Source organism: Quisquiliibacterium transsilvanicum, assembly GCF_014202215.1.
GTDB classification, from domain to species: Bacteria; Pseudomonadota; Gammaproteobacteria; order Burkholderiales; family Burkholderiaceae_E; genus Quisquiliibacterium; species Quisquiliibacterium transsilvanicum.
The window spans coordinates 539,567-560,958 of record NZ_JACHGB010000003.1 but is presented as its reverse complement, the minus strand read 5'-3'; the positions used below and the strand labels follow the sequence as shown (position 1 = coordinate 560,958).

General features: G+C 71.5%; 17 protein-coding genes. 12 read left to right on the top strand and 5 right to left on the bottom strand.

Annotation, left to right across the window (positions count from 1 at the left end; translation table 11 throughout):
- Window positions 1-48: 48 nt before the first annotated feature.
- The 3 genes from nudB to clsB are packed head-to-tail and all read left to right on the top strand — an operon-like array spanning window position 49 to window position 2,682.
- Window positions 49-537: a dihydroneopterin triphosphate diphosphatase gene (gene nudB, locus HNQ70_RS09080; RefSeq protein ID WP_183966523.1), complete on the top strand. Its 489-nt coding sequence runs from the start codon at window positions 49-51 to the stop codon at window positions 535-537.
- A complete protein-coding gene (locus HNQ70_RS09075; RefSeq protein ID WP_183966521.1) occupies window positions 530-1,450 on the top strand; it encodes an endonuclease/exonuclease/phosphatase family protein in 921 nt (306 codons plus the stop codon). Before nudB ends, HNQ70_RS09075 begins: the two co-directional genes overlap by 8 nt.
- Window positions 1,447-2,682 carry a cardiolipin synthase ClsB gene (gene clsB / locus HNQ70_RS09070; protein ID WP_183966519.1) on the top strand — a complete coding sequence of 412 codons (1,236 nt, stop codon included), beginning with the start codon at window positions 1,447-1,449 and terminating at the stop codon, window positions 2,680-2,682. Before HNQ70_RS09075 ends, clsB begins: the two co-directional genes overlap by 4 nt.
- Before the next feature lie 36 nt (window positions 2,683-2,718).
- On the opposite strand, the gene HNQ70_RS09065 is transcribed toward clsB, so the two are convergent.
- Together HNQ70_RS09065 and HNQ70_RS09060 are read right to left on the bottom strand one after the other, a co-directional pair.
- On the bottom strand, window positions 2,719-6,150 hold the full coding sequence (locus HNQ70_RS09065) for a CHAT domain-containing protein (RefSeq protein WP_183966517.1): 3,432 nt from the start codon (window positions 6,148-6,150) through the stop codon (window positions 2,719-2,721).
- Window positions 6,143-7,414, bottom strand: coding sequence for a ComEC/Rec2 family competence protein (locus tag HNQ70_RS09060; protein WP_183966515.1), 1,272 nt, complete (start codon window positions 7,412-7,414; stop codon window positions 6,143-6,145). Before HNQ70_RS09060 ends, HNQ70_RS09065 begins: the two co-directional genes overlap by 8 nt.
- A gap of 139 nt (window positions 7,415-7,553) precedes the next feature.
- Between HNQ70_RS09060 and HNQ70_RS09055 the strand changes: the two genes are divergently transcribed.
- Window positions 7,554-8,432, top strand: coding sequence for a DUF429 domain-containing protein (locus HNQ70_RS09055; RefSeq protein ID WP_183966513.1), 879 nt, complete (start codon window positions 7,554-7,556; stop codon window positions 8,430-8,432).
- 44 nt (window positions 8,433-8,476) lie between these two features.
- On the opposite strand, the gene HNQ70_RS09050 is transcribed toward HNQ70_RS09055, so the two are convergent.
- The gene (locus HNQ70_RS09050) at window positions 8,477-9,235 is read right to left on the bottom strand and encodes an HpcH/HpaI aldolase family protein (RefSeq protein ID WP_183966511.1); all 759 of its coding nucleotides are present in this window, start codon (window positions 9,233-9,235) and stop codon (window positions 8,477-8,479) included.
- 184 nt (window positions 9,236-9,419) lie between these two features.
- On the opposite strand from HNQ70_RS09050, the gene HNQ70_RS09045 reads away from it, so the two are divergent.
- From HNQ70_RS09045 to HNQ70_RS09015, 7 genes are all read left to right on the top strand, one after another.
- Window positions 9,420-10,064 carry a TetR/AcrR family transcriptional regulator gene (locus HNQ70_RS09045; RefSeq protein WP_246434847.1) on the top strand — a complete coding sequence of 215 codons (645 nt, stop codon included), beginning with the start codon at window positions 9,420-9,422 and terminating at the stop codon, window positions 10,062-10,064.
- A gap of 24 nt (window positions 10,065-10,088) precedes the next feature.
- The gene (locus HNQ70_RS09040; RefSeq protein WP_183966508.1) at window positions 10,089-11,870 is read left to right on the top strand and encodes an acyl-CoA dehydrogenase C-terminal domain-containing protein; all 1,782 of its coding nucleotides are present in this window, start codon (window positions 10,089-10,091) and stop codon (window positions 11,868-11,870) included.
- Between the two features lie 86 nt (window positions 11,871-11,956).
- Window positions 11,957-12,433 (top strand): DUF2147 domain-containing protein, encoded by a 477-nt coding sequence (locus HNQ70_RS09035; protein WP_183966507.1) that lies wholly within the window; start codon window positions 11,957-11,959, stop codon window positions 12,431-12,433.
- Between the two features lie 77 nt (window positions 12,434-12,510).
- Window positions 12,511-14,919, top strand: a complete 2,409-nt coding sequence (locus HNQ70_RS09030; protein ID WP_183966505.1) for a 3-hydroxyacyl-CoA dehydrogenase/enoyl-CoA hydratase family protein — start codon at window positions 12,511-12,513, stop codon at window positions 14,917-14,919.
- A gap of 23 nt (window positions 14,920-14,942) precedes the next feature.
- Window positions 14,943-16,172: an acetyl-CoA C-acyltransferase gene (locus HNQ70_RS09025; protein WP_183966504.1), complete on the top strand. Its 1,230-nt coding sequence runs from the start codon at window positions 14,943-14,945 to the stop codon at window positions 16,170-16,172.
- The gene (locus tag HNQ70_RS09020; RefSeq protein WP_183966502.1) at window positions 16,172-17,041 is read left to right on the top strand and encodes an alpha/beta hydrolase family protein; all 870 of its coding nucleotides are present in this window, start codon (window positions 16,172-16,174) and stop codon (window positions 17,039-17,041) included. The genes HNQ70_RS09025 and HNQ70_RS09020 overlap by 1 nt, the downstream gene beginning before the upstream one ends.
- Window positions 17,041-17,889, top strand: coding sequence for an SGNH/GDSL hydrolase family protein (locus HNQ70_RS09015; protein WP_183966500.1), 849 nt, complete (start codon window positions 17,041-17,043; stop codon window positions 17,887-17,889). Before HNQ70_RS09020 ends, HNQ70_RS09015 begins: the two co-directional genes overlap by 1 nt.
- On the opposite strand, the gene HNQ70_RS09010 is transcribed toward HNQ70_RS09015, so the two are convergent.
- Window positions 17,834-18,955 carry a calcium/sodium antiporter gene (locus tag HNQ70_RS09010; RefSeq protein WP_183966498.1) on the bottom strand — a complete coding sequence of 374 codons (1,122 nt, stop codon included), beginning with the start codon at window positions 18,953-18,955 and terminating at the stop codon, window positions 17,834-17,836. The two genes, HNQ70_RS09015 and HNQ70_RS09010, sit on opposite strands and share 56 nt — an antisense overlap.
- Before the next feature lie 41 nt (window positions 18,956-18,996).
- Entirely contained in the window at window positions 18,997-19,389 is a 393-nt protein-coding gene (locus tag HNQ70_RS09005; protein WP_183966495.1) for an acyl-CoA thioesterase, read from the bottom strand.
- A 104-nt stretch (window positions 19,390-19,493) separates the two neighbouring features.
- Here HNQ70_RS09005 and HNQ70_RS09000 point away from each other — a divergent pair, with 104 nt between their 5' ends.
- Entirely contained in the window at window positions 19,494-21,341 is a 1,848-nt protein-coding gene (locus HNQ70_RS09000) for an ABCB family ABC transporter ATP-binding protein/permease (RefSeq protein ID WP_183966493.1), read from the top strand.
- Window positions 21,342-21,392: the final 51 nt, after the last annotated feature.

Below are 21,392 nucleotides of genomic sequence, written 5' to 3'. Positions count from 1 at the left end.
TAGGATGGCGGCGGGCCGCATCGGCGGCCGTCGCACAGAGGGAAGCTCGTGGGCAACAAGATTCCCGTTTCCGTCCTGGTCGTGATCCACACGCCCGACCTGCGCGTGCTGCTGCTCGAGCGGGCCGATCACCCCGGGTTCTGGCAGTCGGTCACCGGCAGCGTCGATCGGGCGGACGAGCCGCTCGAAGAGACCTGCCGGCGCGAGGTGCTCGAGGAGACGGGCATCGACGCCGGCCGGCACGTCCTGCGCGACTGGCAGCTGCAGAACCGCTACGAGATCTACCCGACCTGGCGCCATCGCTATCCCGAGGGCGTCACGCACAACACCGAGCATGTCTTCGGGCTGCTGGTGCCGGAGCCCCTGCCGGTGCGGCTGGCGCCGCGCGAGCACCTGGCCTTCGCGTGGCTGCCCTGGGAGCAGGCGGCCGAGCGCTGCTTCTCCCTGTCCAACGTGGAGGCCATCCGCGCATTGCCGGCCCGTATCCGGGGCAGCAATGCGGCAGGGGCGGCGGCAGCGGGGCGCGCCGATGGCTGAAACGGGCGCCAGCAGCCGCAAGGCGCCCAAGGCCGCCGACTCCGACCTCAGCCTGCGGGTGGCCACCTACAACATCCACAAGGGCGTGGTCCGCGACCTGTTCGGGCTGCGCCGCGTGCCGCGCATCCACGAGCTGCGCGCCCGGCTGCACGACCTGCAGGCCGACCTGGTCTTCCTGCAGGAGGTCCAGGGCCGCCATGAACGCAATGCCCAGCGCTTCGAGCACTGGCCGGTCGAGCCGCAGGACCAGTTCCTGGCCCGCTCACCCACGCTCAAGCACAGTTTCGAGGTGGCCTATGGGCAGAACGCCACCTACCTGCACGGTCATCATGGCAACGCGCTGCTGTCGAGGTTCCCCATCGTCGGCCTCGAGAATCGCGACGTGTCCGACCACGCGCTCGAGAAGCGCGGCATCCTGCACTGCCTGGTCACGCTCCAGGGGCGGCAGGCGCATTGCTTCGTCGTGCACTTCGGCCTGTTCGCGCGCAGCCGGGAGCGCCAGGCGCAGGTGCTGATCGACTGGATCGACCGCGAGGTGGCGGCGGATGCCCCGCTGATCATCGCCGGCGACTTCAACGACTGGCGCAACCAGCTGTCGCAGCGCTTCGCCGAACGGCTGGGCGTCCAGGAGGTCTTCGACGTCGCCAGGCCGCGGGGCGTCACCGAGCGGGTGGCCCATTTCGTCCGCGACCGGAGCCTGTCGCCGGGGCAGGAGGCGCAGGACAGGGTCGCCCGCCTGCCGAGGATGGTCCGCACGGCACGCACCTATCCGGCGCTGGTTCCCTGGCTGCGCATGGACCGGATCTACACGCGCGGCTTCCGGATCAGCGCAGCGCAGGTGCTGCGCGGACCGGAATGGGCGCAACTCTCCGACCACAGCCCCCTGGTGGCGGACCTTTCCCTGCACCCATGAGCCGACGCCACCTCGCTTCCCGCGCCTGGTACGACAGCCTCAGGCCGGTGCGGCAGGGCGGGCACGAGGTGGTGCTGCTCGAGGGCGGAGGCGAGTTCTTCCCGGCGCTGATCGAATCGATCGACGCGGCGCGCGCGCACGTCTCGCTCGAGACCTACATCTTCTCCGACGACCCGAGTGCGCGCGCGGTCGCCGCCGCGCTCGCCGCCGCCGCGCGGCGCGGCGTCCAGGTGCGGGTGGTCGTCGACGGCTTCGGCACGCCGCGGCTCGGCGGGGAAGTGGCGCGGATGCTGGCCGCCGGCGGCGTGTCGTTGGAAACCTACCGGCCCGAGCCGCGCGGCTTTGCGCTCGACCGGCGGCGCCTGCGGCGCCTGCACCGGAAGCTCGCGGTGATCGACGGGCAGGTGGTGTTCGTCGGCGGCATCAACCTGCTCGACGATCACGTCGACCCGAACCACGGCGCGCTGGAATCCCCGCGTTTCGATTTCGCAGTGAGGGTGCGGGGTCCGCTCGCAGCCACCGCGCAGCTCGCGGTGCAGCGGCTCTGGTGGGAGCTCTCCATCGTGAACCAGCCCTCGCGACTGCTGCGCAGGCAGGCGCGCGAGCAGATGGAACTGTCGGCGGCGGTGGTGGGTGACGTCACGCCGGCGGGCAGCGTCGAGGCCATGCTGGTCCTGCGCGACAACTTCCGCTTCCGCCGCGAGATCGAGAACCAGTACCTGCGGGCGATCGGCCGCGCGCGGCGCGAGGTGCTGATCGCAAACGCCTATTTCTTTCCCGGGCGGCGGATGCGCGAGTCGCTCAAGGCGGCCGCGGCCAGCGGGGTGCGGGTGCGGCTGCTGCTGCAGGGTCGGGTCGAGTACCGGCTCCAGCACTGGGCCTCGCAGGCGATGTACGACGAACTGCTGCGCGCCGGCATCGAGATCGTCGAGTACCGGGCCAGCTTCCTGCACGCCAAGGTGGCGGTGATCGACGACTGGGCGACGGTGGGTTCGTCGAACATCGATCCGTTCTCGCTGCTGCTGGCGCGGGAGGCGAACGTGGTCGTCGAGGACGCCGGCTTCGCGGCGCAGCTGCGCGCGCGCATCCTCGCCGCGATCGACGAGGGCGGCGCCCCGGTGGCGCTCTCCCACCATGCACGACGGGCCTGGCCGATGCGGCTGCTGCACCGTCTGTCCTACCAGCTGCTGCGCCTCGCGGTCGCGCTGAGCGGCGCCACCGCCGGCTACTGACACGAGGGGCGCAGAGCCGAACGGCGGCGATCCGGGCTACATCGGCCCGCAGGCACCGGGCCCGGCGATCTGCACGCGTTCGAGCCGGCCGCTGCGGTTGATCTCGATCTGGCGGTCCGCGGACATTGCGGCAAGCGTGTTCGCGAGCACTTCGGCCTGCAGCCCGGTCAGCGCGCTCAGCGTCATCGTCGTGCACGGACCCTGCTGCAGCGCGCCGTAGACCAGCCGCCGGCGCGCCAGCTCCACTGCGCTGCCGATCTCCAGGAACATCTGCCCGGGCTCGCCCGTCGGCCTGGCGGCCTGTTCCAGCAGGCGGCGTACGCCGCCTGGCGTGAGCTGAGGCAGCAGCGACCACACCATCACCGCGGCGGCCATCGCGTGCATGGCCGCCGCGCTCGAGCCGATGAAGCCGCCGGCGCCGGGGGAGGCGATCACCGCGGCCAGCGGCGTGTTGCCGAGCTGGTCGTCCATGAACAGGTCCGGCTTGCCGCGCGCTGCCGACCAGCCCGAGTACGGCGCCCGCCTGCCGTCGGGCTGCGCCGCGCCGATCGCGAAGACCTCGGAGTACGCGCCCGGCACCGTGAGGCGGCCCGGCGCCGGATCGTTGCCGCCGGCGCCGATCAGCAGGCTGTGGTGGATCATGCCCTGCAGCAGCGGCACCTGCGGGTCCCGTGAACGGTGCTCGCCGAAGCCTTCCTCGGCGATCACCAGGCCGTAGTCGAGCAGCACGATGTCCGGGCGCATCGGCCCCAGCCGTTGCAGCCAGCCGACGATCTGGCCGATCGTCGTCCTGCCCTCGTCGTCGAAGGCAGGCGATTCATGGATCAGGTAGGCCAGCGCACCGCCGCCGGCGCCCATGTCCGCAGTCACGCGGCCGCCGACGCCGTGGCGGATCGCCAGTTGCGTGAGCGCGGTGGCGGCCTGCTCGGGGTCGGTAAGGTGCGGGCCGGCCACCGCGATGCGCATCGGCCGTTCGCCGCGGCGCCGGCCGGCCAGCGGCCGCTGCCCTGTCGCGGTCACCCGCGTGGCGGGGGCCAGCTCGCCGACGATGCGCTCGAGGTCGGCGCGCGGATCGCGGATCGCCTTCAGCTCGAGCTCCTCCCAGAGGTCGGCGCGCGCGCCCAGCCGCGTCCACAGCCTGGACAGGTAGTCCTCGCCGTAGCGCAGCAGCCCTGGCAGGTTGCGGCGCAGCCAGCGCCAGGTGTCCTGCCAGGACAGCGGCGCCAGCCGCAACTCGAACACGTCGTCGCCGGACAGTTCGATCAGCCCGCGCAGCGGCTGGTTGGCGGTCAGCGCGGTGCGCACCCCGGCGCGGCGCTCGACCAGAATCTGCAGCGCGGTGGCAGCGGCCTCGCGCAGCCGCTCGAGGTGGGCGATGGCCGCCACGATCCGACCGGTGTCGGTGCCGCCGGCGGCACGCATCGCCAGGACGGTCAGCGAGGCTTCCAGCTGAGCTTCCCCAGCCGACTGCGACAGCACGTCGACCAGCGCCTGCTCCAGCGCTTCGGCGAGGCGGCCGGCCAGCCGGTCCGGCAGCCCGGGCAGGCTTTCCGCCAGCACTCGAAGCCCCGGGTCGATGCGCTGCTCCGGCAGCGGCAGTCCAGCCTGCTCGGCCTCGGCGCGCCGCTGCAGCGCGGTCAGCAGGGCTTCGGCGTCGGCGGAGATCACCTCGTCTGGAGTGCCGCCGCGGCGCATCGCGATGCGCCCGGCCATCCAGGCGGCGGCCGCGCCGCGCAGCAGCACCGCCTGCAGCTGGTCGAGCTGGCCGAGGTCGTCCACCGCGACCACGCAGCGCAGCTGCACCACGTCCCCCACCAGCCGCTCCCACCAGTCGCGCAGCGTCCAGCGCTGGTCGCGCACCGGCGGCGTGCGCCCTGCGCGGCGCAGCAGCTCGTCGGCCAGCTCGCACATCCGGCGCAGGGTGGAGTCCGGCTCGATCGCGAGCAGAGCGCCGACGTCGGGGACTGCGTCCCTGCCGAGCCCTGCGCAGGCCTTGTGCACCTCCGGCATCAGACGGCGCATGTGGACGAACAGGATCAGGTCCACGCTGCCGCGCAGTTCGTCGAGCGCCCGGTCGATCAGCATCGTCTTGCCGGTGCCGGCCGGGCCGGTGACGATGATCACGCGCTCGCGCGCCTTGCCCGACAGCACCTCGACCACCTGGCGCAGCGCCAGGTCGCGCGCCAGGAAGCGCTCCGAGGACTGGACCAGGCCCAGCGTGAGCTCGACCGCGGAGCGGTCCGGCCGCGGCTGGCCTTGCGGGGCGGGCGGCAGCAGCGCGACGGGCTCGTCGGCGCCGACGAACAGCACCGGCACCGACCAGTCGAGCACCGGCACGCCGATGCGGGCATCGCCCTGCATCGCGCCGCGGGCAATGCGCAGCGCATCGACCACCGAGTAGCCCGACGACAGCCCCTGGTAGAGGAAGCGCGTGAACACGCGCTCGGTGCTCAGCGGCAGCACCGCCTGCATGCCGACCACGTTCGGGCAGGCACCCTGCACGCAGCGGTCGGCCAGGCTGAGCAGATCGCGCCAGCCCACCGCGCGGCCGATGTCGACGCTGGCCGGATCGTCGCGCGGGCGCGCGGTCTCGCAGCCGGCGAACACCGCCAGCCGCAGGTCCGGGCACAGCCGCAGCAGCTCGATCAGCCGCTCGCTGACCAGCGTCTCGGCCCGGCCCATCCGGTCCTCGAGGATGATGCGGTCGGGCAGCGCGTGGCCCACGTAGTGGAAGACGTGGTAGCCGCGCTGCTGCGAGGCGATCCGATGGCGCAGGTTGTCCACCGTGGGGCGGTCCTCGACGTCCATGCGCAGGAGGCCGGCGCGCACCATCGGCGCCAGCTCGTTCATCAGGTTGCGCTTCACCTCGAAGATGTCGAAGTCGTAGCGGCCCTCGGTATCGGCCGGGAACACCGGACTGGACAGCACGACCAGCAGGTTGATCGGCGTGTGCAGCGGGCGCGGGCGCGTTGCGTAGGAGCGGCCGCGCGCCATCCGCACCACCTGGACGTCGGGCGCCAGCACCAGGTAGCGGCCGGAGGCGTCGTCGCCATACTCGGGGTCGGGCAGCAGCTCCCAGGGCAGCGAGGCCATGTGCGGAGAGGCCAGCACCCTGACCAGCAGTCGCGCGCCCTTGTTGGCGGCCACGCCGCGCGTGGCGTGGAACAGCCGCAGCACCATCGGCTCGCCGAACACCAGGGTGCCGAGCGCGGCGGCCAGCGCGGGGCGGGGCTCGGGCTCGGCGAACGCGATCGAGTCGGCGTAGTCGTAGACCAGGTCGAGCAGGTCCGACAGCCGGGGCACCTCGGGGTCGGCGCGCGGCACGCTGTGCACGAAGCCCACGCTGGACCGGGCCGAAAGCCAGGGCAGGCCCTCGGGGCCGATGCTGATCGTCAGGTCGAAGAGCTCGAAGCGCTGGCCTTCGTCGCGGTCCGTCGCTTCGGCGGACGGTGTGCGCGGCTCAGCCACGCGCGCCCCTGCGGCGGGCGGCGGGCTTCGCGGGGGCCGGGGCCGGATCGGCGCCGTGCGGCGGCGGCGCGGCGCGCTTGCGGCCGCGGGGGCCGCCGGCATCCGCAGCGGTCGCCGCGGTCGCCGTCTGGCCCGCTTCCCGGTCGCCCTCGAAGCGCAGCAGCAGCCCGCCGGCCGGTCCGGTGCGGCCGGGCGCGTCGGGGAACACGCAGTGCCAGAGCGGATGGAAGTGCGGCTCCGCCAGCCGCAGCGTGGTTGCCACCTTGTAGTTGCAGTGGAACTCCGGCGGGCTCGCGGGTCCGCTGCGCTCGGCGATCAGGCTCGCCGTCTCCACGTCCGGGTGGCCGAACACCGCGCCGCTGGTCGAGATCAGCCAGCGGCGGCAGGCCACCAGGTCCAGCCACTTCGCGTCCACGTTGCTCATGCTGCCGTGGTGCGGCAGCTTGATCGCCGACAGCTGCAGCTTCGGCACGTGCCGTTCGCGGCACAGGCGCTCCAGGGTCTCGGCCAGCGTGCGGGCGTGCGCATCGGCGGCGAACAGCACCGCCGCGCCGTCGAATTCGAACAGGAACGAGATGCTCGATCCGTTCGCGGGGGCGCGGTCGTCGCCGTAGTTGCGGCCTGCGAACACCGCGGGGCCGGCCGGGGGCCGGTACTCGCGGCGCTGCTGCAGCCGGCGCACCGCTTCGGCCGCGTCGCCCGGGGCGAAGTCGCGGATCGCAGCGCCCCAGCGCGCGCGCAGGCGCTTGAGGTCGGCCCAGGTCGGGCCGAGCAGGGTCAGCGTCGCGCCGCCGGGTAGCTGGTGGCGGGGCAGTGGCGGGGGATCCTGGTGCTCGGGCACGTCGGGCACCCGCACGGCCTGGCCTTCGAACGCGCGGTTCCAGCAGGCCTGCATCGTCTCGTCCAGTGCAAGCAGTCCGCCCAGGAATTCGCCCTGCAGCGGCGCGTAGGCATCGCGCTCGGAGCTGGGCAGGTGGCGCCATGTGTTGAACCAGATCTCGTCGAAGTGCGCCCCCAGGCGCTTGCGGTCCTGCAGCAGGATCAGCGCGCCGTCGATGTGGTCGGCATCGATGTGGCTGATCACGAACAGCGCGAAACGTCGCTGCGCAGCTGGCAGCGCCTCGATGCGCCGCTGCAGCCCGTCGGCATAGGCATGCGCCGGGCCGCCGTCGATCAGCAGCCGGTGCTCGGCCCGTCCGGCGCCACCCCATTCGACCCAAAGCGCATCGCCGTGCGCCGCGGGCAGCATCTCGACAGAGAGCATCGCTGCCTCCCCATGCGCCGTCGCGGATGGTGCCGCCCGGGAGGGCCAGGCCGGCGCTCTTGCCATTGATGCTGATGGCGCGCTCCCGGTACATCGATGAGCCAGTATACGGCTGTGCCGCCCACCGGGAGGGAACACCGTGCATCTCGACGACAAGGCTGCGGACCGGCAGTCGGACGGGCAGTCCGCACCGCAGGTCTTCGGCATCGACTTCACTTCGGCGCCGCGGCCGCGCAAGCCGATCACCGTGGCGGTCGGCGAGCTGCGCGCGGGGCGTCTGAAGCTGCTCGGTCTCGAGACCCTTGCAAGCTTCGCAGCGTTCGAAGCCCTGCTCGCGCGACCGGGCCCCTGGGTCGGCGGCTTCGACTTCCCCTTCGGTCTGCCGCGCGAGCTGCTCGAGCACCTGCGCTGGCCGTGCCAGCCTGCGGCGGGCGAGGGCGCGTGGGCGCGCATGGTCCGGCACCTGGAGGCGATGCCGCGCGCGCAGATGGTGGCGGCCTTCCGCGGCTGGTGCGACGCCCGCCCGGCCGGCGCGAAGTTCGCGCACCGCGCCACCGACCGGCTCGCCGGTTCCAGCCCGTCGATGAAGTGGGTCAACCCGCCGGTCGCCTTCATGCTGCAGGCGGGCGCGCCCCGCCTCCTTGCGGCCGGAGTCAGCGTCCCGGGAGTGCACTCCGGCGATCCAGGCCGGGTGGCGCTGGAAGCCTATCCGGGCGTGCTCGCCCGTTCGGTGCTCGGCCGGGCCTCGTACAAGAGCGACACGCGCGCAGGGCGGACCCCGGAGCGCGCGCAGGCCAGGCATCGCCTGCTCGACGCCCTGCAGGCCGGGGCGCTGCTCGGGCTTGCGGTCGAGCTGCCGGACGCGCTTGCCGCGGTCTGCGCGGAGGACCCGAGCGGCGACCTGCTGGATGCGGTGCTGTGCGCGGTGCAGGCCGCCTGGGCCTGCGCCCGCAGCGATTCGAACTACGGACTGCCGCCGTATATCGATCCGGTGGAGGGCTGGATCGCGGGCGTGTGAAACGCGCCGGGCCCCGCGGCCTGCGGGCGCCCGGCGGACAGGTCCTATCCGCGGATCGCCTTGACTCCGCGCTGCGCGGCTTCGCGCAGGATGGACGCATCGTTGGCATGCACCACGAAGTCGAAGCCGGCCGCCTTCATCTCGACGGCGAACTCCACGCTGACGCAGAAGATTCCCGCCAGCTTGCCGGCCCCGTGGGCAGCCGCAAGGATGCGGGCCAGGGCGTCCGAAAGCGGCGGCTTGCGCCATTCGGGGGCGGGGGACACGCCCAGCGCCAGGCTCAGGTCGCTCGGGCCCACGAACACTCCGTCGAGGCCCTCGACCGCGCAGATCGCGTCCAGGTTCTCGAGCCCGCGGGGCGTCTCGATCATCGCCCAGGCGAGGATGGTGTCGTTGGCATGGGCGAAGTAGTCCGCGCCGCCGTACAGAAACCCGCGGGTCGGGCCGAACGAGCGGGTGCCCGCCGGCGGGTAGCGGCAGGCCGAGACCAGCGCGCGCGCATCGTCGGCGCTGTCGATCATCGGGCAGACGATTCCGTAGGCACCAGCGTCGAGCAGCTTGTTGATCTCGAAGAAGTTGTTGGCCGAGCAGCGCGCCATCGGCGTCGCGTCGGTCGACGACAGCGCCTGCAGCATCGGCAGCGCGGCGTCCAGGTAGATGGGGCCGTGCTGCAGGTCGACGACCACGGTGTCGTAGCCGCAATGACCCATCACCTCGGCTGCGTAGGAGTCGGGGATCGCGCACCAGCCGCCGATGGCGGTCTGTTTCGCGGCAAAGAGCTGCTTGAGCTTGTTCGGGCGCATCGGTTCTCCGGCGGCGGGCAGGGGGGCCTCAGGATAGCGCGACGCCCGCGGCGCTCGTTCCGGTCCGCTGCTGCGACGCATCAATAGAGCGGCCGCTCTAGAAAGCCCCGCCTGCGGGCTGCGCCGTTTGACAAGCTGTTCCAGGACAAGAATAGTACGACCGTTCGTAAATTCTCCGGATCCAATGCGGCCACTGTCGATGAAGAAGGGCGAGCAGACGCGGGCGGCGATCGTCGAGGCCGCGCTCGGGGTCGCGGCCAGCCACGGCCTCGAGGGCATCACCATCGGCGGGCTCGCCGAGCGGATGAAGATGTCCAAGAGCGGCGTGTTCGCCCATTTCGGCTCGCGCGAGGACCTGCAGATCGCGGTCCTCAAGGCCTACGAGCGGCGCTTCGTCGACGACGTCCTGATGCCGGCCCTGCGCGATCGGCGCGGCCTGCCGCGGCTGCGCGCGATGTTCGGCCGCTGGATCGAGCGCAGCGCCCTCGAGGCCGCCCGCGGCTGCATCTGGGTTTCGGGGGCGAGCGAATACGACGACCGGCCCGGCGCGGTCCGCGAGGAACTGGTGGCGATGGTCCGCTCCTGGCAGCGCGAGCTGTCCCGCGCGATCCAGCAGGCGATCGAGGCCGGCGAGCTGGTTGCCGGCACCGACCCCGCGGACCTGGTGTTCGACCTGTACGGAGTGATCCTCGTGCTGCATCACGATGCCCGCCTGCTGAACAACCCGGAAGCCGCGCTGCGCGCGCGGCGCGCCTTCGATCGACTGCTGCGCGCCTATGGCGCGGCGCCGGATTCGAACGATCGTCCCATTTCAACCCAGACACGCTGACCCGGTCCAAAGGAGCACACGCACATGGCCCAGTACACCACCCCGCTTCGTGAAATGCAGTTCGTGCTGCACGAACTCCTCGAAGTCGAGAAGCAGTACCAGGAGATGCCCAGGCATGCCGAGGTCGGCCGCGAGCTGATCGACCAGGTGATCGAGGAGGGCGGGCGCTTCTGCGCCGAGGTCCTGCACCCGATCAACCGCAGCGGCGACGAGGAAGGCTGCACGATGACCGGTGACGGCGAGGTGCGCACGCCCAAGGGCTTCAAGCAGGCCTGGGATACGTACGTCGCGGGCGGCTGGCCGGCGCTGTCGGCCGATCCCGACTTCGGCGGCCAGGGCCTGCCGCACACGGTGCAGACCGCGATGCAGGAGATGATGAACGCCTGCAACCAGGCGTTCACGATGTACCCGGGCCTGACCCACGGCGCCTACCAGGCGCTGCTCGCCCACGGCACGCCGGAGCAGAAGGCGCTGTACCTGCCCAAGATGGTGTCCGGCGCGTGGACCGGCACCATGTGCCTGACCGAGCCGCACTGCGGCACCGACCTCGGCCTGCTGCGCAGCAAGGCCGAGCCCCAGGCCGACGGCAGCTACCGGATCACCGGCACCAAGATCTTCATCTCTGCCGGCGAGCACGACCTCACCGCCAACATCCTCCACCTGGTGCTGGCGCGGCTGCCGGACGCGCCTGCCGGCACCAAGGGCATTTCGCTGTTCATCTTGCCCAAGTTCCTGCCTGACGCGCAGGGCGAGCCGGGCGCGCGCAACGCGGTGAAGTGCGCGCGGCTCGAGAACAAGATGGGCATCCACGCCAACGCGACCGCGGAGCTCAATTTCGACGGCGCCACCGGCTGGATGGTGGGCGAGCCGAACAAGGGCCTGAACGCCATGTTCGTGATGATGAACGGCGCGCGGCTGGGCGTGGGCATGCAGTCGCTGGGGCTGATGGAGGCCGCCTACCAGGCCTCGGCCGCGTATGCGAAGGACCGCCTGCAGATGCGCTCGCTCACCGGCCCGAAGGAGCCGGGCAAGGCGGCCGACCCGATCATCGTGCACCCGGACGTGCGCCGCATGCTGCTCACCCAGCGCGCCTGGACCGAGGGCGGCCGTGCGCTCGCGTACTGGGTTGCGCTGATGATCGACCAGTACGAGCACCATCCCGACGAGGACGTGCGCAAGGAGGCTTCCGACCTCGTTGCGCTGCTGACCCCGATCGTGAAGGCCTTCACCACCGACAACGGCTTCCAGTCGACGGTGCTCGCGCAGCAGGTGTTCGGCGGCCACGGATTCATCCGCGAGACCGGCATCGAGCAGTACGTGCGCGACGCGCGCATCAACATGATCTACGAGGGCACCAACGGCATCCAGTCGCTGGACCTGCTGGGCCGCAAGGTGCTGGGCGACAACGGCGCGAAGCTGCGCAAGCTGGGCGCGCTGGTCAAGGACTTCGTCGAGGCCGAGGGCACCGACCACGCGATGGCCGAGTTCGTGAACCCGCTGGCCGACCTGGCCGGCAAGATCGAGAAGTTCACGATGGAGATCGGCATGAAGGCGTTCGGCAACCAGGATGAGGCGGGCGCCGCTGCGGTGGATTACCTCCGGGTGGCCGGTCACTTCGTGCTGTCCTATCTGTGGGCGCGGATGGCGAAGCTGGCGCTGGCGCATCCGGACGACGACTTCTACAAGGCGAAGCTGTCGGTGGCGCGCTTCTACTTCGCGAAGCTGCAGCCCGAGACCGCGATGCTGATGCGCACCGCCCGGGCCGGGGCGGCGCCGCTGATGGAACTCGACGCGGAGCTCTTCTGATTCGATGATGTCGATGGCGCGGCGCGGCGCGGCCCGGCCCTGCGGGGCGCGCCGCATCCGATGACGTCGAAACCGAGGAGATCTCCATGTCGAACATCCCAGGCCGGGCGTCCGGCCTTCGCCGGGCTGCGGCCCCGCTGCTGCTTGCCGCCATCGCCTTCGCAGGTGCGGGCATGGCCGGCGCCCAGGACCTGTCGTCGCCCGTGGGTCTCTGGAAGACCATCGACGACGAGAGCAAGCAGCCCAGGTCGCTGGTGCGCATCGTCGAGCAGGAAGGCGCGCTGGTCGGGCGCATCGAGAAGATCCTCACCGACAAGACCGACGCCCGCTGCGACCGCTGCACCGACGAACGCAAGGACCAGCCGGTGCTGGGCATGACCATCGTCACCGGCATGAAGCGCGACGGCGAGCTGTGGGACGGGGGCAGCATCCTCGATCCCAACAACGGCAAGGTCTATCGCAGCCGGATGAAGCTGCTCGAGGGCGGCAGGAAGCTCGAGGTGCGCGGCTACATCGGCGCGCCGCTGTTCGGGCGCAGCCAGACCTGGCTGCGCGAGGAATGAACCCAGCGCGCGGCCCGCTCGCGGGCTGCGCGCCCGGCGCTCGAGGGGCGCGCCGGATGAATCCAACGGAGGACGACTTGTCCAATTTCATCGTCAGGAAGGTCGCCGTGCTCGGGGCCGGCGTCATGGGCGCGCAGATCGCCGCCCATCTGGTCAACGCGAAGGTGGACGCGATCCTCTTCGACCTGCCCGCCAAGGAAGGCCCGAAGAGCGGCATCGCGATCCGCGCGATCGAGGGCCTGAAGAAGATCAACCCGGCGCCGCTCGGCCACCCGGACCTGGCTTCGTACATCCGCCCGGCCAACTATGACGATGACCTCGAGCTGCTGCGCGGCTGCGACCTGGTGATCGAGGCGATCGCCGAACGCATGGACTGGAAGCACGACCTCTACCGCAAGGTGGCGCCCTTCGTGGGTTCGGAGGCGATCTTCGCGACCAACACTTCCGGCCTGTCGATCGGTGCGCTCTCCGAGGGCGTGCCCGCCGAGCTGCGGCCGCGCTTCTGCGGCGTTCACTTTTTCAACCCGCCGCGCTACATGCACCTGGTGGAACTGATCGCCACGCCGGCCACGCAGCCCGAGATCCTCGACCGGCTCGAGACCTTCATGACCACGGTGCTTGGCAAGGGCTGCGTGCGCGCCAAGGACACGCCCAACTTCATCGCCAACCGCATCGGCACCTTCGGCATGTTCGCCACCTTCGCCGAGGCCGCCAAGGCCGGCCTGGGTTTCGACGTGGTCGACGACCTCACCGGCGCGAAGCTGGGCCGGGCGAAGTCCGGCACCTTCCGCACCGCCGACATCGTGGGCCTGGACACCATCGGCCACGTGATGAAGACCATGCAGGACCAGCTGAAGGACGATCCCTTCGCGCCGCTGTACTCGACGCCCGAGGTGTTCTCGGCGCTGGTCGCCAAGGGCGCGCTCGGCCAGAAGACCGGCGCCGGCTTCTATCGCCGCGAAGGCAAGGCGGTGCTGCGCTTCGATCCGGCCAAGGGCGACTACGTGCCGGGCGGCGCGAAGGCCGACGAGACCGTGGCCCGCATCCTGAAGAAGAAGGACCCGGTGGAGCGGCTCAAGCTGCTGCGCGAGTCCGCCAATCCGCAGGCGCAGTTCGTCTGGGCCATCCTGCGCGACTCCTGGCACTACGCGGCCTGCAAGCTGGAGGAGATCGCCGACAACGCGCGCGACGTCGACCTGGCGATGCGCTTCGGCTTCGCGATGGAGCAGGGGCCCTTCGAGGCCTGGCAGCAGGCGGGCTGGGGCCAGGTGGCCGACTGGATCAGGGCGGACATCGATGCCGGCCGCGCGCTGGCGAACGTGCCGCTGCCCGCCTGGGTGTTCGAGGGGCCGGTGGCGCAGCGCGGCGGCGTGCACCAGCCCGAAGGCTCGTGGTCACCGGCGCGCCAGGCCTTCGTGCCGCGCTCCGCGCACCCGGTCTACCAGCGCCAGCTGTTCCCGGTGACGCTGGCGGGCGAGCAGGCGCCCACCGGCCAAACCGGCGGCAACACGGTGTTCGAGGACGAGTCGATCCGGTTATGGACGCTGGACGGCCGTGGCGTCGACGACGTGCTGGTCGCGTCGATCCGCACCAAGGTGCATGCGATCGGCCCGGGCGTGATCGCCGGGCTGCTCAAGGGACTGGAGCTTGCCGAGCGCGACTACAAGGGCCTGGTGATCTGGTCGCCCGATGACCCGTTCTCGTACGGAGCGGACCTGCAGGCGCTGCTGCCGGTGTTCATGTCCGGCGGCGTCAAGGCCATCGAGCCGGTCGTCAAGGAACTGCAGGACGCGCTGCTGCGAATGCGCTACGCGCAGGTGCCCACGGTGGCCGCGGTCGCCAACATGGCGCTCGGCGGCGGCTTCGAGGTCGCCGCCTACTGCGCGCGCCGCGTCGCGCACCTGGAGAGTTACATCGGCCTGGTCGAGGTGGGCGTGGGCCTGATCCCGGCCGGCGGCGGCCTCACCTTCGGCGCGCGCCGCGCGGCCGAGGAGCAGGCGGCGGCGCCCGACGCCTACCTGCTGGACTTCCTGAAGAAGTATGTGCTCGCCGCGGCCACCGCGCAGGTGTCGCGCTCGGCGATCGAGGCGCAGGCGATGGGCTACCTGCTGCCCGACGACCGCATCGTCTTCCACCGCCAGGAGTTGCTGTACGCGGCGATCCGCGAGGCGAAAGCGATGCACGACGCCGGCTACCGGGCGCCGCGCAGGTCGATGATCAGGGTGGCCGGCCGCACCGGCATCGCCACCGTGGCCGCGCAGCTGCTGAACATGCGCGAGGGCGGGCTCATCTCGGCGCACGACTTCCACCTGGGCCGCACCATCGCCGAGGTGATGTGCGGCGGCGACGTCGAGCCCGGCTCGGTGGTGGACGAGGAATGGCTGATGGCCCTGGAGCGCAAGGCCTTCTGCGGCCTGCTGAACCACCCCAAGTCCCAGGAACGGGTGATGGGCATGATGCAGACCGGCAAGCCGGTGCGCAACTGAACGGCGAACGAGGAGAACAGCAGATGAGCAAACAGATCCAGGACGCCTACGTCGTCGCCGCGAGCCGCACTCCGATCGGCAAGGCGCCCAAGGGCACTTTCCGCAATGTCCGCCCCGACGACCTGCTGGTCCATGCGATCCGCAGCGCGCTGGCGCAGGTGCCGGGGCTCGACCCTGCGGTGATCGAGGACGTGATCGCCGGCTGTGCGATGCCCGAGGCCGAGCAGGGCCTGAACGTGGCCCGGGTGGCCGCGCTGCTGGCCGGGCTGCCCAACTCGGTGGGCGGCGTCACGGTCAACCGCTTCTGCGCGTCCGGCCTGACCGCCGTGGCGATGGCGGCCGACCGCATCCGCGTCGGCGAGTCCGACGTGATGATCGCCGCCGGCTGCGAATCGATGAGCATGGTGCCGATGATGGGCAACAGGCCGTCGATGAACCCGCGCGTGTTCGAGCGCGACGAGAACCTCGGCATCGCGTTCGGCATGGGCCTGACCGCCGAGCGGGTCGCGAAGCAGTGGAACGTGAGCCGCGAGGCGCAGGATGCCTTCGCGCTGGAGTCGCATCGCCGCGCGATCGCCGCCCAGCAGGCCGGCGAGTTCGCCGACGAGATCTGCCCGGTGGAAGTGGTGGAGAAGTTCCCCGACCTCGCCACCCGCGAGATCGAAGTGCGCACCCGCACCGTGTCGCTCGACGAAGGCCCGCGCGCAGACTCCTCGGCCGAGGGCCTGGCCAGGCTGCGTCCGGCGTTCGCAGCGCCGAAGGATCCCACCGGCAAGGCCACCGGAATGGGCAGCGTCACCGCCGGCAACAGCTCGCAGACCTCGGACGGCGCGGGCGCGCTGATCCTGGTCTCGGAGCGCATGCTCAAGCAGTTCGGGCTCACGCCGCTGGCGCGCTTCGTGTCCTTCGCGGTGCGCGGGGTGCCGCCGGAAATCATGGGAATCGGCCCGAAGGAGGCGATCCCCGCAGCGCTGAAGGCCGCCGGCCTGAAGCAGGATGACCTGGACTGGATCGAGCTCAACGAGGCCTTCGCCGCGCAGTCGCTGGCGGTGATCCAGGATCTCGGGCTCGACACTGCCCGCGTCAACCCGATGGGCGGCGCGATCGCGCTGGGCCATCCGCTCGGCGCCACCGGCGCGATCCGCTCGGCCACGGTGGTGCATGCGCTGCGCCGCCGCCAGCTGAAGTACGGCATGGTGACGATGTGCGTGGGCACCGGCATGGGCGCGGCGGGGATCTTCGAGCGCATGTGATGGCTGCCGGGCTGCGGCTCGAACTCTCGGCGGGCGACGGCTCCAGCGTCGTCGCCCACCGCTTCGACGCGGCGGCGCCGGCCGGCGTCGTCGTGATCGGCGCGGCGCTCGCGGTGCCGCAGGCCTTCTACTTCGACTTCGCCGCGTGGCTCGCGCAGCAGGGCTTCACCGCGCTGACCTTCGACTATCGCGGTGTCGGCCACGCGGCGCCTCGCTCGCTGCGGGGCTTTCGCGCCAACATCGACGACTGGATCCGTCACGACTACGAGGCCGTGGTGGTCGAGGCGCGCCGGCTGGCCGGCGGGCGGCCGCTGACGGTGGTGGGGCACAGCATGGGTGCCCAGCTGGTGCCGCTGCTGCCATCGGCGCGGGAGGTGGACGCGATGGTCGCGGTGGCCGGCGGCAGCGGCCACTGGCGCGGCTTCATGCCGCCGATGTGGCCGTTCATGCTCGCGATGCACCACGTCGCGGTGCCGGTGGCGCTGCCGGTGGCCGGCTACTTTCCGGGCCGCCGGCTGAAGATGATCGGCGACCTGCCGTCTGGCGTGATGCGCCAGTGGCGGCGCTGGTGCCTGCACCCGGACTACCTGGTCGGCGTCGAGCCGGGCGCCCGCGAGGCGTACGCGCGCGCGGCCTTCCCGATGCTTTCGCTGAGCTTCACCGATGACCGGATGATGCCGCAGCGGAACGTCGAGGCGCTGCATGCGCACCTGCCCGGCGTGCGCCGCGAGACGCGGCGGTTCTCGCCCGCCGACGCCGGCGGGCCGATCGGCCACATGGGGTTCTTCCGGCGACGCTACCGGGACAGCCTGTGGCCGGTGGCGCTGGACTGGATCGCCGCCCGCCGCCGCGGCGCGGAGGCTACCTGATGCTGCTGCTGGCCGCCAAGCTCGCGCTGGCCCCGCTGCTGATCCTGCAGGGGAGCCGGGTGCGGCGGCTGGCCACGCGCCTGCCCGAGGCGGCGGGCGAGCGCGAGGCGCTGCTGGGGAGCGGCAGCGGCGGCGGCGAACCGCTGCGGCTGCTGATCGTCGGCGACTCCGCCACCGCGGGTGTGGGCGCGGCGCACCAGCGCGAGGCGCTGGCAGGACGGCTTGCGGAGCGGCTGCTCGAGCGGCTTCCCGCGCGGGCGGCTGCGCTGCGCTGGCGGCTGGTCGCGCGCTGCGGCGCCACCACCGCCGACGCGCTGGCGCTGCTCGAGGCCGATGCGGCCGCAGGCACGGCGGCCGCCTTTCCCGCCGACGTCGCGGTGCTCGCGGTCGGCGTCAACGACGTCACCGGCCAGTTGCCGGTGGGCCGCTGGCTGCAGCGGATGGAAGCCATCGCCCGCCGTCTCGAGCGCGAGCACGGCGTGCGGCTGCTGGTCATCTCGGGCCTGCCGCCGATGCATCTCTTCCCCGCGCTGCCGCAGCCGCTGCGCTGGTACCTGGGGGCGAGCGCCAGGCGCTACGACCGCGCGCTTCGGAAGTGGGCCTCCCGGCGCCCGCGCACCGTGTTCGTGCCCCTGCCCGCGATGACCGATCCCGCGCTGATGGCCTCCGACGGTTTCCATCCCGGTCCGCCCGCCTACCGCGCCTGGGCGGACGCGCTGGCTGCGGGGATCGTGGCGGCCGGAATCGACGCCGCCCGGGCCGGCCGGAGCGAGCCTGCTCCGGTGGGCGGGCTCAGTGCTGGCGGGTCTCGTGCGGATGCGGGCGGAGCATCGCCGCCACCAGGGTGACGATCGCCAGCGGAATCACGAAGGACATCATCGCCTTCGAATAGGCGGACAGCGCATCGTGGTCGGCCGCCGCGAGGATCAGGTAGGCGGTGTAGGCAGCGTAGAGGGCCACGAACAGCGAGCCTTCCCAGCGGGCGATCTCCCTGCCCGAGATGACCACCGGGATGCAGGCGATCGCCGCCGCCAGCATTACCCAGAGGTCGAAGTTCACCACCGCTGCCGGCACCGCCAGCCCGCCGTTCGACACCAGGCCGGCCAGACCCAGGCAGCCGAGCAGGTTGAAGGTGCAGCTGCCCACCACGTTGCCCACCGCTATGTCGCGCTGGCCGCGCAGCGCTGCGAGCGCCGAGGTGGCCAGCTCCGGAAGCGAGGTGCCGGCGGCGACGATGGTCAGGCCGATCACCAGGTCGCTGACCCCCAGTGCGCGGGCGAAGCCGCTGGCCGCCGACACCAGCCACTGGGCGCCAAGCACCAGCAGGCCCAGGCCCACGGCGATCGCCAGCAGCTGCATCGGCAGCTTCGCCAGCAGGTCGCGCCCGCCGCTACCGAGGCCATCGGCGGACTCGCCCTGCGATGCCGGATCGCCGGCCGGGGCGCCCTGTGACGTGCCGCCCGAGGCTTCGCGCCGGCCCTGCACGATCAGGAAGACGACATAGGCGGCGAGCAGCGCCAGCAGCAGCCCGGCCTCCAGCCGGTCGATCGTGCCGTCCAGCGCCAGCGCGACCAGCACCAGCGACGCGCCGATCATGATCGGCACCTCCTGGCGGATCACCTGCGAATGCACCACCAGCGGCGCCACCAGCGCGGACAGCCCGAGGATGCCGAGCACGTTGAAGATGTTGCTGCCGACGACGTTGCCGACCGCGATGTCGTTGCGCCCGTCGAGCACGGCGCCCACCGACACCGCGACTTCCGGCGCGCTGGTGCCGAAGGCCACCACGGTCAGGCCGATCACCAGCGGCGACAGTCCGAAGGACAGCGCCAGCCGCGAGGCGCCGCGCACCAGCACTTCGGCGCCGGCGATCAGGGCGACGAGTCCGCCAGCGAACAGGAGGAGGTCGGTCATGGGGCTTCGGTGTCCTTTGGTGCCTGACGCAGGCTGGCGGCTCAGGCCGAGTCGACTTCGCGCTTGCGGCCCTGGTCGTCGATCGCGACGAAGGTCAGCGTGGCCTCGGTGACCTTGACCACCACCGGCGCCGCCGGGTCGCGCTCGGCGATCACTTCGACGTGCACGGTGATCGAGGTGCGGCCCACCCGCTCGATGCGCGTGTAGAAGCTGACCACGTCGCGGATCGAGATCGGCTGCTTGAACAGGAAGGAGTTGACCGCCACGGTGGCGACGCGGCCCCTTGCGCGGCGGGCCGCGGCAACGCCGCCGGCGATGTCCACTTGGGACATCACCCAGCCGCCGAAGATGTCGCCGTTGCCGTTGACGTCGGCCGGCATCGGCGTCACCCGCAGGGTCAGTTCGTGGTCGACGGGGTGGTGGATGGCTTCCATGGCGGTCCTTGGGGAATGATCCCGAATCCTAACGGTTAGGGCCCCCGTTCACACCATGCCGTTCCTCGGCCGGGCGCGTTCCGCCGGACTGCTAGCATCGGCGGATGAGACACCGCGCTTCCTCGACCGTTCCCCTGCCGGCGCCTGCGGGCGCCGCGCGCAGCGACTGGCACACCATCCGCACGCTGCTGCCCTATCTCTGGGCCTACCGCTGGCGCGTCGGTCTGGCGCTCGCCCTGATGGTGGCCGCGAAGGCCTCGGTGGTCGGCGTCCCGGTGCTGCTCAAGGGCATCGTCGATTCGCTCTCGCCAGGGCAGTCGGCCGCGCTGGTGGTGCCGGTCGGGCTGGTGCTCGCCTACGGCGCGCTGCGGCTGGCGAACACGCTGTTCACCGAGCTGCGCGAGCTGGTGTTCGCCCGGGTCACAGAGAACGCGGTGCGCACCGTGGCGCTGCAGGTCTTCGGCCATCTGCACTCGCTGTCGATGCGCTTCCACCTCGAGCGCCAGACCGGCGGGCTGACCCGCGACATGGAGCGCGGCACCCGCGCGATCTCCTCGCTGGTGTCCTTCACGATCTACAGCGTGCTGCCCACCCTGGTCGAGATCGGACTGGTGGTCGGCTACCTCGCGCTCAACTACGACCTGTGGTTCGCCGGGATCACGGTCGGGGCGCTGGCGCTGTACATCCTGTTCACCGTGCTGGTCACCGAGTGGCGCACCCACTTCCGGCGCACGATGAACGAGCTCGACTCCAAGGCCAACTCGCGCGCCATCGACTCGCTGATCAACTACGAGACCGTCAAGTACTTCGGCAACGAGGAATTCGAGAGCCGGCGCTACGAGGAGACCCTGCGGCGCTACGAGCGCGCCCGGCTGCGCAGCCAGGCCTCGCTGTCGGCGCTCAACGTGGGGCAGTCGGCGATCATCGCGGTGGCGGTGACGCTGATGGTCTGGCGCGCCACGGCGGGCGTGGCCGAAGGCAGGATGACGCTGGGCGACCTGGTCCTGGTCAACGGCTTCATGATCCAGCTCTACGCGCCGCTCAACTTCCTGGGGGTGCTGTACCGGGAGATCAAGCAGGGGCTCACCGACCTGGAGCGGATGTTCGGGCTGCTGCGCGCCAACCGCGAGGTCGAGGACGGAACCGACGCGCCGGCGCTGCGGGTGTCGCACGGCCCGGAGGTGCGCTTCGAGCGCGTCAGCTTCGCCTACGACTCCGACCGGCCGATCCTGAGCGAGGTGGATTTCACGATGCGCCCCGGCACGATCACTGCGGTGGTCGGGCCCAGCGGCGCCGGGAAGTCGACGCTGGCCCGGCTGCTTTATCGCTTCTACGACGTCAGCGGAGGGCGCATCCTGGTCGACGGCCAGGACATCCGCTCGGTGACCCAGCACAGCCTGCGGGCGGCGATCGGCATCGTTCCCCAGGACACCGTGCTGTTCAACGACACGCTGGGCTACAACGTGGCCTACGGCCGGCCGGGCGCCAGCGCCGCCGAGATCGAGGATGTCTGCCGCTCGGCGCAGCTGCACGGCTTCATCGCGCGCTTGCCGCAGGGCTACGAGACGCCGGTCGGCGAGCGCGGGCTCAAGCTCTCCGGCGGCGAGAAGCAGCGCGTGGCGATCGCGCGGATGCTGCTGAAGGATCCCGCCATCCTGGTGCTCGACGAGGCCACTTCGGCGCTGGACACGCGCAACGAGCAGGCCATCCAGGGGGCGCTGCGCACAGCCGCCGCCGGCCGTACCACGCTGGTGATCGCGCACCGCCTGTCGACGGTGGTCGACGCGGACCGCGTCCTGGTGCTGGACCACGGGCGCATCGCAGAATCGGGCACCCATGCTGCGCTGCTCGAGCAGGATGGCGTCTACGCGCGGATGTGGGAGGCGCAGGCCCAGCAGCCCGAGGAGCCGCCGGCGCTGCCCGACGCCGAAGGCGCGTCGGTGCCGGCCTGAGCCGGACACGCAGCCACGGCCGTATACTTTTCCGCTCCGGGATCCATACTT

Bases quoted from the DNA above. Each gene is read 5' to 3' on its own strand.
- HNQ70_RS09075 (WP_183966521.1), top strand. From the start codon at position 530: ATGGCTGAAACGGGCGCCAGCAGCCGCAAGGCGCCCAAGGCCGCCGAC.
- clsB (WP_183966519.1), top strand. From the start codon at position 1,447: ATGAGCCGACGCCACCTCGCTTCCCGCGCCTGGTACGACAGCCTCAGG.
- HNQ70_RS09060 (WP_183966515.1), bottom strand. From the start codon at position 7,414: ATGCTCTCTGTCGAGATGCTGCCCGCGGCGCACGGCGATGCGCTTTGG.
- HNQ70_RS09050 (WP_183966511.1), bottom strand. From the start codon at position 9,235: ATGCGCCCGAACAAGCTCAAGCAGCTCTTTGCCGCGAAACAGACCGCC.
- HNQ70_RS09045 (WP_246434847.1), top strand. From the start codon at position 9,420: ATGCGGCCACTGTCGATGAAGAAGGGCGAGCAGACGCGGGCGGCGATC.
- HNQ70_RS09040 (WP_183966508.1), top strand. From the start codon at position 10,089: ATGGCCCAGTACACCACCCCGCTTCGTGAAATGCAGTTCGTGCTGCAC.
- HNQ70_RS09035 (WP_183966507.1), top strand. From the start codon at position 11,957: ATGTCGAACATCCCAGGCCGGGCGTCCGGCCTTCGCCGGGCTGCGGCC.
- HNQ70_RS09025 (WP_183966504.1), top strand. From the start codon at position 14,943: ATGAGCAAACAGATCCAGGACGCCTACGTCGTCGCCGCGAGCCGCACT.
- HNQ70_RS09020 (WP_183966502.1), top strand. From the start codon at position 16,172: ATGGCTGCCGGGCTGCGGCTCGAACTCTCGGCGGGCGACGGCTCCAGC.
- HNQ70_RS09015 (WP_183966500.1), top strand. From the start codon at position 17,041: ATGCTGCTGCTGGCCGCCAAGCTCGCGCTGGCCCCGCTGCTGATCCTG.
- HNQ70_RS09010 (WP_183966498.1), bottom strand. From the start codon at position 18,955: ATGACCGACCTCCTCCTGTTCGCTGGCGGACTCGTCGCCCTGATCGCC.
- HNQ70_RS09005 (WP_183966495.1), bottom strand. From the start codon at position 19,389: ATGGAAGCCATCCACCACCCCGTCGACCACGAACTGACCCTGCGGGTG.
- HNQ70_RS09000 (WP_183966493.1), top strand. From the start codon at position 19,494: ATGAGACACCGCGCTTCCTCGACCGTTCCCCTGCCGGCGCCTGCGGGC.